The organism is Paenibacillus tritici (assembly GCF_013204885.1).
In the GTDB taxonomy this organism is placed as follows: domain Bacteria; phylum Bacillota; class Bacilli; order Paenibacillales; family Paenibacillaceae; genus Paenibacillus_AQ; species Paenibacillus_AQ tritici.
Genome location: NZ_JABMKX010000022.1, coordinates 39284 through 51565, shown reverse-complemented (window position 1 = coordinate 51565; position 12282 = coordinate 39284). Strand labels below are relative to the sequence as shown.

12 protein-coding genes and 1 other annotated feature are annotated in these 12282 nt (G+C 48.3%); of the genes, 8 read left to right on the top strand and 4 right to left on the bottom strand.

What is annotated here, in order from left to right:
• The first annotated feature begins 1 nt into the window (after nucleotide 1).
• The 3 genes from HQN87_RS28145 to HQN87_RS28135 all read left to right on the top strand — a co-directional run bounded on the left by HQN87_RS28145 (nucleotide 2) and on the right by HQN87_RS28135 (nucleotide 3137).
• Nucleotides 2-760 carry an ABC transporter ATP-binding protein gene (locus tag HQN87_RS28145; RefSeq protein ID WP_173140065.1) on the top strand — a complete coding sequence of 253 codons (759 nt, stop codon included), beginning with the start codon at nucleotides 2-4 and terminating at the stop codon, nucleotides 758-760.
• A gap of 72 nt (nucleotides 761-832) precedes the next feature.
• Nucleotides 833-1546 carry an ABC transporter ATP-binding protein gene (locus HQN87_RS28140; protein ID WP_173140063.1) on the top strand — a complete coding sequence of 238 codons (714 nt, stop codon included), beginning with the start codon at nucleotides 833-835 and terminating at the stop codon, nucleotides 1544-1546.
• Complete coding sequence (locus HQN87_RS28135; protein ID WP_173140061.1) at nucleotides 1539-3137, top strand: permease-like membrane multi-spanning protein; 1599 nt, start codon at nucleotides 1539-1541, stop codon at nucleotides 3135-3137. The genes HQN87_RS28140 and HQN87_RS28135 overlap by 8 nt, the downstream gene beginning before the upstream one ends.
• A 34-nt stretch (nucleotides 3138-3171) precedes the next feature.
• On the opposite strand, the gene HQN87_RS28130 is transcribed toward HQN87_RS28135, so the two are convergent.
• Nucleotides 3172-4173, bottom strand: coding sequence for a tryptophan--tRNA ligase (locus HQN87_RS28130; protein WP_173140059.1), 1002 nt, complete (start codon nucleotides 4171-4173; stop codon nucleotides 3172-3174).
• Nucleotides 4174-4217: 44 nt separating this feature from the next.
• Nucleotides 4218-4473, bottom strand: a binding site (T-box leader).
• Between the two features lie 142 nt (nucleotides 4474-4615).
• On the opposite strand from HQN87_RS28130, the gene HQN87_RS28125 reads away from it, so the two are divergent.
• From HQN87_RS28125 to HQN87_RS28115, 3 genes are all read left to right on the top strand, one after another.
• Entirely contained in the window at nucleotides 4616-5494 is an 879-nt protein-coding gene (locus tag HQN87_RS28125) for a MerR family transcriptional regulator (RefSeq protein WP_173140057.1), read from the top strand.
• A gap of 135 nt (nucleotides 5495-5629) precedes the next feature.
• Nucleotides 5630-6115, top strand: a complete 486-nt coding sequence (locus HQN87_RS28120; RefSeq protein ID WP_173140055.1) for a GNAT family N-acetyltransferase — start codon at nucleotides 5630-5632, stop codon at nucleotides 6113-6115.
• Nucleotides 6116-6132: 17 nt separating this feature from the next.
• The gene (locus HQN87_RS28115) at nucleotides 6133-6615 is read left to right on the top strand and encodes a GNAT family N-acetyltransferase (RefSeq protein ID WP_173140053.1); all 483 of its coding nucleotides are present in this window, start codon (nucleotides 6133-6135) and stop codon (nucleotides 6613-6615) included.
• 208 nt (nucleotides 6616-6823) lie between these two features.
• On the opposite strand, the gene HQN87_RS28110 is transcribed toward HQN87_RS28115, so the two are convergent.
• The 3 genes from HQN87_RS28110 to HQN87_RS28100 all read right to left on the bottom strand — a co-directional run bounded on the left by HQN87_RS28110 (nucleotide 6824) and on the right by HQN87_RS28100 (nucleotide 8625).
• Nucleotides 6824-7498, bottom strand: coding sequence for an HAD family hydrolase (locus HQN87_RS28110; protein WP_173140051.1), 675 nt, complete (start codon nucleotides 7496-7498; stop codon nucleotides 6824-6826).
• Between the two features lie 229 nt (nucleotides 7499-7727).
• Nucleotides 7728-8192, bottom strand: coding sequence for a hypothetical protein (locus HQN87_RS28105; RefSeq protein WP_173140049.1), 465 nt, complete (start codon nucleotides 8190-8192; stop codon nucleotides 7728-7730).
• A gap of 4 nt (nucleotides 8193-8196) precedes the next feature.
• Nucleotides 8197-8625 (bottom strand): peptidase M56 BlaR1, encoded by a 429-nt coding sequence (locus HQN87_RS28100; RefSeq protein ID WP_173140047.1) that lies wholly within the window; start codon nucleotides 8623-8625, stop codon nucleotides 8197-8199.
• Nucleotides 8626-8853: 228 nt separating this feature from the next.
• Here HQN87_RS28100 and HQN87_RS28095 point away from each other — a divergent pair, with 228 nt between their 5' ends.
• Complete coding sequence (locus tag HQN87_RS28095; RefSeq protein ID WP_173140045.1) at nucleotides 8854-9450, top strand: flavin reductase family protein; 597 nt, start codon at nucleotides 8854-8856, stop codon at nucleotides 9448-9450.
• 235 nt (nucleotides 9451-9685) lie between these two features.
• Nucleotides 9686-12115 carry an RNA polymerase recycling motor HelD gene (gene helD / locus HQN87_RS28090; protein ID WP_173140043.1) on the top strand — a complete coding sequence of 810 codons (2430 nt, stop codon included), beginning with the start codon at nucleotides 9686-9688 and terminating at the stop codon, nucleotides 12113-12115.
• Nucleotides 12116-12282 lie beyond the last annotated feature (167 nt).

Here is a 12282-nt window from a genome sequence, read left to right as displayed (position 1 = left end):
GATGAAGAAGATTATTTCGGGTGAAAATATAATCAAACAATACGGCACCGGCGGGGAGCAGCGCAAGGTGCTGGACGGGGTATCCGTCGATATTCACGAAGGCGAATTCGTGTCGGTGATGGGACCTTCAGGCTCAGGGAAGTCCACACTGATGTTCGCCCTAAGCGGTATGGACCGGATAGATGAGGGCCTTGTTACTTTTGAGGGCAAGGATTTGGCATCCCTGGAAGACGATGAGCTTGCCGATCTCCGCCGGACGGGAATGGGCTTCGTGTTTCAGCAGCCGACGCTGATGAAGAATCTGAACATCCTGGATAATATCATTCTGCCGTCTATGCGCGGCAACCGGCGCAAGGCCGCAGAGATTGCAGAGCAAGCGAGACAGCTTATGCAGAGGGTGGGGATTGCGGAGCTGGAGAAGCGGGATATCACGCAGGCTTCAGGCGGGCAGCTTCAACGGGCCGGTATCTGCCGGGCGCTGATGAGCCGTCCGCGGATTATTTTTGGGGATGAGCCGACCGGCGCACTGAACTTGAAGGCTGCCCAGGAGATTATGGAGCTGCTGTCTGACATCAATGAAGAGGGTACAGCGGTCATGCTGGTCACCCATGATGCCGTCATTGCGGCGAAGACGGAGCGGATTATGTTCATGTGTGACGGTAGTATTGTCGATGAACTGCGTCTTCCGAGATTCAGCGGCCAAGACATAGAGGAGCGGATGAACAGAGTCATTGCAAAAATGCGGGAAATTGGGATTTAATTACAATGAACGATTGGCGCGTGCTATTCGTAATATAGTTATTTGCTAACACCAAGGAAGAGGTGAGAGGAAATGCTAAGGATTCAACATTTTACGAAGAGCTATAAGGGCGGCCGTAAGGCAGTGGATGACCTCAGTCTGGTAGTCGAGCCGGGCGACATCTATGGCTTCATCGGGCATAACGGAGCGGGGAAAACCACGACCATCCGCGCTGTGGTAGGCGTACTCGATTTTGAGGAAGGGGAGATTGAAATTGACGGCATCTCTGTGAAGGCAGATCCGCTGGCTTGCAAGGCGAAGCTTGCTTATATTCCGGATAACCCCGATCTGTACGATCATCTTACGGGTATTCAATACCTGAATTTCATCGGTGATCTCTTTCACGTCTCCAAGGCGGAACGGGAGCGGCTCATCGGCAAATACAGTGATGATTTTCAGATTACGGCTAATCTTGGCGATATGATCTCCTCGTATTCCCACGGCATGAAGCAGAAGCTCGCTATCATCTCTGCGCTCATTCATGAGCCGAAGCTCTTGGTGCTGGACGAACCCTTCGTGGGGCTTGATCCCAAAGCAGCACATACGCTGAAGACTATCATGACGGACTTGTGCAGCAAGGGCAGCGCCATCTTCTTCTCCACGCATGTACTGGATACCGCAGAGAAGCTCTGCAACAAGATCGCTATCATTAAGGACGGACGGCTGATTACCCACGGCAAAACCGAAGTGGTACGGGGCGAGCACAGCCTGGAGGACGTATTCATGGAGCTGATTGACAATGATTAATATCTGGAGGTTAACGAAGCTGCAGCTATTGTCCTCCTTCGGCCTCAATAAAGCACTGCATACGAAAGACCCTGCGGAGAGACGGAAGGCGCTGCTGCTCAGTATCGCGATGATCGCCGGTATACTCATGATAGGATTCGTGTCTTACGGCTACAGCCTCATGATGGCGAAGACGTTCGAACAGCTCGGGCGGCTGGATCTGCTGCTGGCGGTGATGATGACGGTCACTTCGCTGGTCGGATTCTTCACTACGGTCTATAAGGCAAGCGGGGTATTGTTCAGCTATAAGGACTACGATATGATCATGTCGCTTCCCGTGAAGACCAGCCATGTGGTGGCGAGCCGTGTGCTTCAGCTCTATGTGATGAACCTGTTCTTCACGCTGCTGGTCATGCTTCCGGCGGGGGCTGTATATGCGCTGCTTGTGAAGCCGGGTGTACTGTTTTATCTGTTTTTTCTAATGACACTCTTATTCATCAGCTTACTGCCGATTATAGCGGCTACGATTGTGGGCTCCTTGATCAGCTGGGTCTCTTCCCGGTTCAGGGCGAGCCGGATGCTCAGCATTCTCTTCACGTTTGTCTTCATGATTGCCCTCATGCTGGGCTCATTTATGATTAACGGAGAGGAGCAGCAGCTCACGGATGTTGGAGAGGGCTTGGGTAAAATGATCTTCAAGCTGTATCCGCTGGCGTCCGTCTATGTTGATGCAGTCTGTTCGTACCGGGTTCCTGCATTAATTCTCTTCATCGCTGTCTCTGTACTGGCCTTTGTACTCTTCTCCACCGTGCTGGCAACCCGGTACAAAGCCATTCATACGGGACTGATGACCAGCCGTGCAGGCCGCAAGTACACCATGAAGCCCTTGCAGGAGAGCTCTGTGTTCAAGGCCTTGTATCTCAAAGAGCTGCGCCGCTACTTCAGCTCCGCCAATTATGTGCTGAACACAGGCGTTGGTATGGTTCTGCTCTTATTAATGTCGGTTTCATTATTGTTCGTCAGCTCAGAGAAGCTTGGGACCATCCTTGCCATTCCGCAGTTGTCGGAATATTTGAATACGTTCAGCCCGCTTGTGGTGTCCTTGTTCGTCATACTGAGCTGCACCACATCAAGCTCAATTTCGCTGGAAGGGAATCATCTGTGGATATTGACAAGCTCCCCCGTCTCCAAGCAGGTGATTATCCTCAGCAAGGTTGCCGTGAATCTCACCATTACGTTGCCGGTGATAGCCGTAAGCTCGGTGCTGTTTGTTGTTACGCTGGAGACCGGATGGACCGAAAGTCTGCTCCTGCTTGTGATCCCTGTAATCTATGCCTGTTATTCAGCCATGCTGGGCGTAATTGTGAACCTGAAGCTGCCCAAGCTGGAATGGACCAGTGAAGTTGCAGTCATCAAGCAGAGCGCAGCGGTGCTGGTCTCCATGGTTATCGGAGTCCTCACGCTGGCCGTTCCCGTCATGCTGTTCCTACTTATTGAACAGCTGAACGGCGATCTTCTTATGCTGATATACGGTGTTATTATAGCAGCGGTATGCGCTGGCATGTACAGATATATACAGACCCACGGGGAGCGGTTATTTGCGCGGCTGTAATCCTAACAGCCACTACTAGAGATAGAAGTCTGATCTAATTGTAACGTCCGATCTTTAATTTTACCTTCTTAAGCAAAGGTGCAGCTATGGCTCTTGCCTTCCGGGCACCCTCATTTAGGATGTCATCAATTTGCACTGGCGCAACCATCAATTTATTATATTTTTTACGCGGCTCCTCCAGGTAAGCATTTACCACCTGGAACAGTTCTTGTTTGGCATCTCCCCAACTGATACCGTTTAAATATTTGTTCCTGAAATCCTGTACTTGGGCAGGAGTCGCAAACTCTTTGTACAGTAAGTAAATATTTGAGGTATCCGGGTTTTTTGGTGCCTGTGGAGGCGTTGAGTCCGTTTTAATTTTGTTGATGAGCTTCTTCAAGTGTTCTGCTGGTTCAAACAGCGGAATCGTATTATTATAGCTTTTGCTCATTTTTCTTCCGTCCAGACCCGGAATAACTGCTGTTTTCTCATCGACAATATAGTCAGGCAGCTTGAAGGTATCTCCATAAATCCTGTTAAAGCCTTCGGCGATATCTCTGGCGATCTCCACGTGCTGTATCTGGTCTTTACCGACAGGGACCTTGTCTGATTGAAACAGAAGAATATCCGCTGCCATCAGAATCGGATAGGTGTAGAGGCCCATATTGACCCCGGTATCTGAATCCAAGCCTAATTGTTCATTTTTGTCATGAATGGATTTGTAGGCATGGGCGCGGTTCATTAGTCCTTTGGAGGTTAGGCATGACAAGATCCAGCTAAGCTCGAAGATTTCCGGCACATCGGATTGTCTATAAAAAATTACCCGGTCCGGGTCGAGTCCTAAAGCCAACCATGTAGCTGCAATGCTGTAAGACAAAGTATTGAACTCATCTCTATCCTGAATGAAGGTTAATCCATGGTAGTCTGCGATGAAGTAAAGAGAGGTGCAATCACTGGTCCCGGCAATTTGCAGCGCGGGTTTGATCGCTCCGATGTAGTTCCCCAGATGGACTTTGCCTGTAGGCTTAATTCCTGTTAACACAATTTCATTACTCATTTTATCCCTCCGTCTATGTAATCAAAAAGGGGTCCTCTCATCCTGAAAAGGACGAGAGAACCCCGTGGTACCACCTTAATTAGCCCGAAATTGGATCGGACCCGCTTAAACGTATCGAAATATCACTGGATATCTGAATACGCGTCTCTTGTAACGACGAGACTTTCGCCAAAGCCTACTTCCTAAGGTTCGGTTTGGATGCTCAGAAGTCCACTTCGGCATAGTCCCTACACTGATTCGCACCATCCATCAGCTCTCTGAAGTATTCGTTATGCGTACTCTCTTCGTCATTGCAAAGTTGTATAATATTGTATTACTGTATTTTTACAACACATTCGTGCGAAAGTCAATTTTATATTATATAGGTTTATGAGATTACTCCTTGAACTTGACGCGGCGTCAAGTGATACGATAGCTATGAGATCGAAGAGAGGAGGTAGAAATGAACAGGACTGTTGTTACCATACAGCAATTGTCAGAGCAAATGGGGCTGACGAGCCGCACGTTGCGGCACTGGGAAGCAGAGGGACTATTTCATAGCGGCAGAGATTCATCGTCGGGTTGGCGCACATACGATGAGGATGCGCTTCAATGTATCAGGATCACGGCTCTGCTGCGGAGAATGGATATTCCGATCAAAGAAATACAGCCTGTCGTGGAGAGAAAATCAGTATTTGAACTCATACGGGTCATTGAGAACAGGATAGCGGCTCTACAGGTGCACCAAAAAGGCTTGAAACGGGTTGAACAGCAATTACTTCATACCCTTGAATACCTGAACATTACCAATAAGAGGACCTCTGTCCTGGAGGAACTGCTTAACGAAATGGAGAATGTATTTATGAGTAATGTAACCGAGCGGTCAACATTCAAAGTGATTACACTGCCTGCGATGAGGGTTGCCTTTCATATCGTGGTAGACGTTTCTCCTGAAGACAAAGCGATGGGACCTTTAATGGACTGGCTGAAGTCTGCGACTCTCTTGGGTACGGCGCGGTTGTTCGGCGGGAATATGAAGCCCATGCCAAGTAGTACAGGTAAGCCCTATGGTTATGGAATGTGTGCGACAATTCCTGAGGGGGTCGTTGTACCGGAGCCATTCCAGGAGATGCTGCTGCCCGGCGGACTCTATGCCAAGCTTGACAGCGATGAAGACATTGGCGGCTCTTGGAACAACCTGATGAATCAATTATCACACAGTAAGAAATACACTTCGGACCCTACCCGGCTTTGCCTGGAAGAGCATATCCGCAATGATCATCCAGAGAACAGCGGCAATCTGTATGATTTGAACCTGCTGGAGCCGGTGAAGGCGAAATAAGTATAGACAGGCGGGCTTCTGAGTTAGTGAAGTACCGTCTTTTTGCGTCCAAAACTTACATGCAATATGTCATGGTGGAATTGTGTGATTAAATATAATATTTGTAAGTGAATTCAAAGAAGATATGGAGGGCGCATGGATATTGAATTTAAGAAAGTAAGTAGCTTAGAGCGGGGAATACTGGTTGAGCTATTGAAAGATGCCTATTCCTTTGATACCAGGTATGAGCATAGCTGCATTACGGATTGGCAGGCGTTTGACAGCTTTTTCTTTGACCATCTGCAAATTGCGGATAAGTATGGTTTTATAACAACGCTTAACGGTAAGGCCATTGGCTTTGTTTCATGGGACCCGAGGAATATGCCCCGATATGTGGAAATTGGTCACAATTGCATTGCTTCAGCATACAAGGGCAAAGGTTACAGTACGATGCAGCTCCAAGAAGCGGTCAATAGAATCCTCCAGAATGATGTGCAGCAAATTATTGTTACCACGAATGATGATCTGATCCCTGCCCGACGGATGTATGAGAGCATCGGATTTACTCTATCGCATAGAAGACAGAATAATCATATTGCAGGACTTGCTGGTGAACACTTGGATTATGTATATTTTCGATGAATTTGGAGGTACATACAATGGGGATTTCAACGGTTACGTTAAGTAAAGCGACAGTGGAGGATGCGGCGGTTATTCATGATATGCAGATCCAAGCCTTCCTGCCGCTCTTGGAGAAATATCAGGATTATGAGACCAGCCCGGCCAATGAGACTGTGGAGAGAGTGGTGGAACGGATCAATCAGCCTACTGTAGATTATTACATCATCCGGTATGCCGGTATCGCAGCAGGTAGTATTAGAGTCAAAAAGAAAGAAGAGCATGAATATTGGCTCGGGCAAATATTTATCCTGCCAGAACATCAAGGCCAAGGTATCGCCCAGCAGGTGTTCGCTCAGATTGAGCAAATCTATGCTGATGCTACAGTCTGGGGGCTGGCTACTATCATGCAAGAAGAGAGGAACTGCTACTTGTATGAGAAGCTGGGCTACAGGAGAACGGGTGAGATGCAAGTGATCAACGACAGGCTGACCTTGTGCTATTACGAGAAAAAGGTTATTTAAAGTTAACGCTGTAGATTATAGCAACGAAATACTGCATAAATTGCAACTCTGGTTCAGAGACACAGGCGTATTCAGGAGGATTGTTGTAAGAAAAGCAGGAATTATCCTGCTCAGTGGCTTGGTGGAGGCGGAAAGCTGACTTTTGTACAACAATTGTTAATCATGGACCTTACAATGAGGAGAATGTTGCAATATGAGCAGGATTGTTTCAGTCCCGGGCCGAAAACAGCTTTACTACATTCACTAATTCCCCTAAATCATCAATTACAGCATCAGCTTCAGTAATAGCTTCCCGTGGATCATTTCGTTTCCAAACCGCCTTCATCCCAACGTTACGGCTTGCCCGTATATCGTTATCAGGATGATCTCCTACAAAGAGAGCATTCTCAGCAGAGACTCCAAGTTTAGTTAGAGCACGCATGAAAATCGCTGGGTCAGGCTTCCGCAGCCTTTCCCATTCTGATATCAGCACCTCATCGAATAGATGCGCGATATGTAATGCCTTGAAATTATCATATTGAAATTGCCCGTAACCGTTGGAGACTAGTGCCAGCTTAATATCTTGTTTCTTCAAAGCGGTAAGCATATTCAGCAAATTCGGAAAACCTGTACAATGCTTGTGGAAATTGCTTATGTAATCCTCTAAAAGCGCCGTCCAGTCCAAATTTTGAATGGAGAACTCATGGATGAGCTGCTGATATACTTGATCCTTCCATACGGAACCATGATTATCAAGCTCAATGAACCGCTCCACAAAAGCATGTTCATCAACGATCTGCAACGGGGAGTAGCGATGGTATTGCTCTCTGGCAAACATTAATAGTGACGAGTCACGGTCTAGCAGTGTTCCATCCAGATCAAAAAGAACCGCTTGGATTATCATTTGAATCACTCCTCTTGAACTGAACCTTCGTCATACATAAACAGTATTCCTGCAAGGCAGGAGGCACAATATGCGTGGGGAGTAAATTGATTAGCATAATGAGCATAAAAAATCGACGAATGTGCCATCCCTTGTCCTAGTGGGAAAATGGCTTGTTCGTCGATAGAACTTCGTTCATTTCCCTCTACGGCCAGCAACGCGCTGAATTTTTACATCATCTGGTTCTAACTTAAAAGCCACCAGCCATGGCTGGAGTTTGATTGGTTATAAAACTATCATATCCATTTCCTTTATATACATATACAACTCCTTTAGCTGAGTAATTACCATATCCGTAAGTATTAATTTCAGTTGCTACGTGTGCGTAGGTTGGGAAATCAGTATAAGATGGAGAAGAACTGGCTACTAAAGCTCCATCTTTGTATAAAGCCGTTTGTGCACCAATATAACCTGCTGGAACTGCTTCCCATTCAACTTGGTTGTTGATGTACGTTTGACTTTTCATATTATTTGCGGCTGTTCTATCAATCTCACTCCAGGCGGTGTATCGGTAGTATTGATTGTTTACCACGTAGGTCGGTGTATTTATAAAGGGACCTCTTAAAGGAGCCGCCGATGCCAAAGTAGCCGTAACGCCAATCAGAAAACCCGCCATTAACACACCTGTAACTTGCTTGATTTTTTTCGAGAACATAGGATTATTCCTCCTTAGTATCTACGGGTTTAGTTTCGCCTGCCGTAAAAGTTCCGATCACCGTTTTGCCGTCTTTTTCGTACAAGGGGATTTGCCTCGGGCCTTCCGCTTGTTGCTTGTTCATCAATGCGGTTGCTTCTTCAGGTGTTTTTGGCATGTCGCCATCCAGATCTTTTTTACGGATATAACCTGTAACACCGTCTTCGCCGACCGCTTCAATCAAATCCGGTTTCTCTTCATTTGTACTTGCATGGAATGCCGAACCGTAGGTATCGCCGTTCTCATTTTTCGGATAGACAGTCACAGCTTTGGAGGACTTCTCGGTCAGAGCAATAGTTGATTCTGCTGCAATCGTTCCCAAGAGAATCCCCGCTGTCAAGATACCGCCGGCGATCAGAATCCGTCCTACGAGAATCGGAAAAGCCAGCTTCATTTTTCCACCCCTTTCAAGTTAGATTGGCCGTAAATGAATAGCGGACTCGCAAACAACAAAATACATAAAAAGGATTTATTTACAAGTAAAATTTTACCACAAATATTGACAAAAACAAGAACAAATTTTATGGATCTCCACGATGGTCAGGAGCAGCTTGAATGGCAGGCGTTTGTGCATGATAATGGGGATGGGATGACGCTTATCCAGAAAAGAGGAGGCACAATTATGATTTCGATTGATCCACTGCAAGGCACCGAGCGGGATAATTATAAGCTTCTGGTCGGGACGATTATTCCGCGGCCGATCGCTTTTGTCACCACGCTGGGGGATGAGGGGGTATTGAATGGTGCGCCGTTCAGCTACTTCAATATCGTATCCTCTAACCCGCCGATGATCTCTGTCTCCATCCAGCATACTGGTGCGGGCCAGTCCAAGGATACAGCGCGGAATATTAAGCATACGAAGGAATTCGTGGTTCATATTGTGGATCAGCAGAATGTCGGGCAGGTGAATATGACTGCGGCTCCTCTGCCGCCGGATCAGAGTGAGGTTTCTCTAGCCGGACTGACGCCTGTGGATAGTCTGCACATTGTCGTGCCGGGGATTAAGGAAGCGAAGGTGCGGATGGAATGTGTGTTGGAGCATTGCCTGGAGCTGCCTAATAATGATCTGATTATCGGCAGGATCGTGCAGTTTCATATTGATGAGGAGATCTATGAACAGGGAAGAATTGATCCGGTACAATTAGGGGCGGTAAGCCGGCTGGCCGGGAATAACTATGCGGGGATCGGGGAGATTTTTGAGATCGAGAGACCGGTATAATAGGACAGGTTATCATCTGAATAACAAAGCCCTGGCGCAAGCGCCAGGGCTAATTATGTACGAAAAATTATTGCATACAAAGAAATAATATGCTAATGTTATAAGACTGTTGACTATTTCAACAAATTAGATCGTAGGTAACGCATCATATTTATATCTTAATTATAGCAAAGGGACATCCGGTTTGTCAACCCGCCTGTTTGGGACTATTTCAAGAAAGAGGAGTGATCCGGTAATGGAGAAGGTAAGCAGCTGGGAGCAGGAGCAAGAGTGGCTGGAGCAGGTCAAAGAGAAGCTGAAATCGGGGATCGCAAGCCTGGAGCCGGAGGTTGGCCAGCTGAAGGACCAGGCCACGGACATCCGCCGCAGATTCTGGGAAGAGGTTACGGTCAATACGAGTACGGAGGAGGATTTCGAAGAGAGCTTCTTCACGATTACCCAGCAGGACGCCGTCCTGTCTGAACGGGAACGCAGTCATGCGCGGAAGCTGCGGCAATGGAAGAATATGCTGCGACTGCTGCCGTCGCCTTATTTTGGCCGGATTGATTTTCACGAGGGGGGTCAGAAGGCGGTGGAGCAGGTCTATATCGGAGTGTCTTCCTTCATCGAAGAGGATGGTCTGAGCTTCGTGGTCTATGACTGGCGGACCCCCATTGCGAGCCTGTATTATGACTATCCGCCGGGAAAAGCAGCCTTCGACACACCGGGAGGACGGATTAGCGGAACGATGGAGCTGAAGCGGCAGTACCAGATCCGTGACGGTCAGCTCCAGCATTTGTTCGATTCGAGCGTTACGATCGGAGATGAACTGCTCCAGCAGGTACTAGGCAAAGGCGCAGATTCACAAATGAAAAGCATTGTGGCCACGATTCAGGCGGAGCAGAACGCGATTATCCGTAACGATACCAGCCGGATGCTTATTGTGCAGGGAGCGGCGGGCAGCGGCAAAACCTCGGCAGCGCTCCAGCGCGTAGCCTATCTGCTGTACAAACACCGGGAGCGGCTTACGGCGGATCAGATTGTATTATTCTCCCCTAACCCGATGTTCAACAGCTATGTGTCTACCGTCCTTCCGGAGCTGGGTGAAGAGAATATGCAGCAGACGACCTTTCAGGAATATCTGGAAACGTGGCTGGGTCGGGATTACCGGATAGAGGATTCCTTCGACCAGATGGAATACGTGCTTACCGCTCAGCAGGAAGAGGGTTATGAAGCCCGTCTCAAGGGAGTCGGATATAAGGCGTCGGAAGCCTTCCTCCGGGCACTTCAGGGTTATGCGCAGTGGCTGAAGCTGGAGGGGATGCTGTTCAAGGACATTCGCTTCCGGGACCGCGTGTTAATCTCGGGGGAGCAAATCAAGAGCAAGCTATACAGCTATGATCCTTCGATTCGTCTGCCTAACCGGATTACGCTGGTGCAGAAATGGCTGCTCGAAGAGCTGACCCGACTGCAAAAGCAGGAGCAGGGAGCCGCCTGGGTAGAGGAAGAGATGAATTACCTCGACAATGACCAATACGCTGAAGTGCACGGTAAGCTGCACAGAGAGCAAGGGGTGTTTGATTTTGCCGAGAAGTACCTCCGTCTGCAGGAAATGCTGGTGCACAAGCGGCAACTGGATGAAGGGGACTTCGATTACGCCGAACGGGAGGAAGAGCTGCTGAGCGAGATGATTGTGAAGGAGCAGTTCAGACCGCTGAGACGGGGGATCAAGAAGTTCACCTTCATTGACATGAACGGGTTATACCGCGGGCTGTTCACTGATGAACGAGCCTACCGGGAGATGACAGGGGAAGCGGAGGTGCCGGAGCTGTGGCCAGAGATCTGCCGGCAGACGAAGGAAAAGCTGAGCGGGCAGGAACTCTTTTATGAAGATGCGACCCCGTATTTGTATTTAAAAGAGCTGATCGAGGGTGTGCGGACGAATACGCAGGTGCGGCATATTTTCGTGGACGAAGGTCAGGATTATTCCATGTTCCAGTATGAGTTCCTCAAAAAGCTGTTTCCGCGTGCCCGCATGACGGTGCTGGGAGACTTCGGCCAGGCGATCTTCACGCAGGCGACGAATCTGTATGGAAGCAGCTCACCGCTGCTAAAGCTCTATGGAGAAGAAGAGACTAACCAGTTCCTGCTGGTCCGCAGCTACCGCTCGACCTTTGAGATTGTGGAGTTTACGAAGCGGCTTCTGCCCGGCGGTGAGGCGATTGTGGCTTTTGAGCGGAGGGGCCGGAAGCCGGTGTTGGCTAAGCTGGGCAATCATGAGTTGAAAGCAGAGCGCATCGTGAAAGATCTCGCGGAGCTTCAGGCTGAAGGTTATAGCTCCATCGCTGTGATTACGAAGACGGCTCAGGAGAGTAGAGAAGCTTACGAGTGCCTGACTGCCCAAGGTGGCGCCCTGGAGCTGAGGCTGATTACGAAGAATACGCCAACTTTTGAAAAAGGAATACAGGTAATTCCCGCCTATCTTGCCAAAGGTGTCGAATTCGACGCCGTGTTGATCTACGACGCTTCTCCGCAGACGTACCACAGGGAGAGTGAGCGTAAGCTCTTTTATACGGCTTGTACACGGGCTATGCATCGGTTGCAGCTGTATTCGACAGGGGAATGGACGCCCTTTGTGGATGGGGTAGACGGGGAGTTGTATGAGCAGACAGTAGTTACGCTATAAATCTAAGAAGGCCACTCCAATTTAATGGAGGGGTCTTTGCATGTTGAGCCTGGTTCAACTATGAGAACACAGTGAATGCTCTGTGATATTTTTTTCATATCAAAATACCCGTTAAAAGATATTTCACCTATTAAAAGTGATTTGTTACGCTTAGATGGCTATTAAAA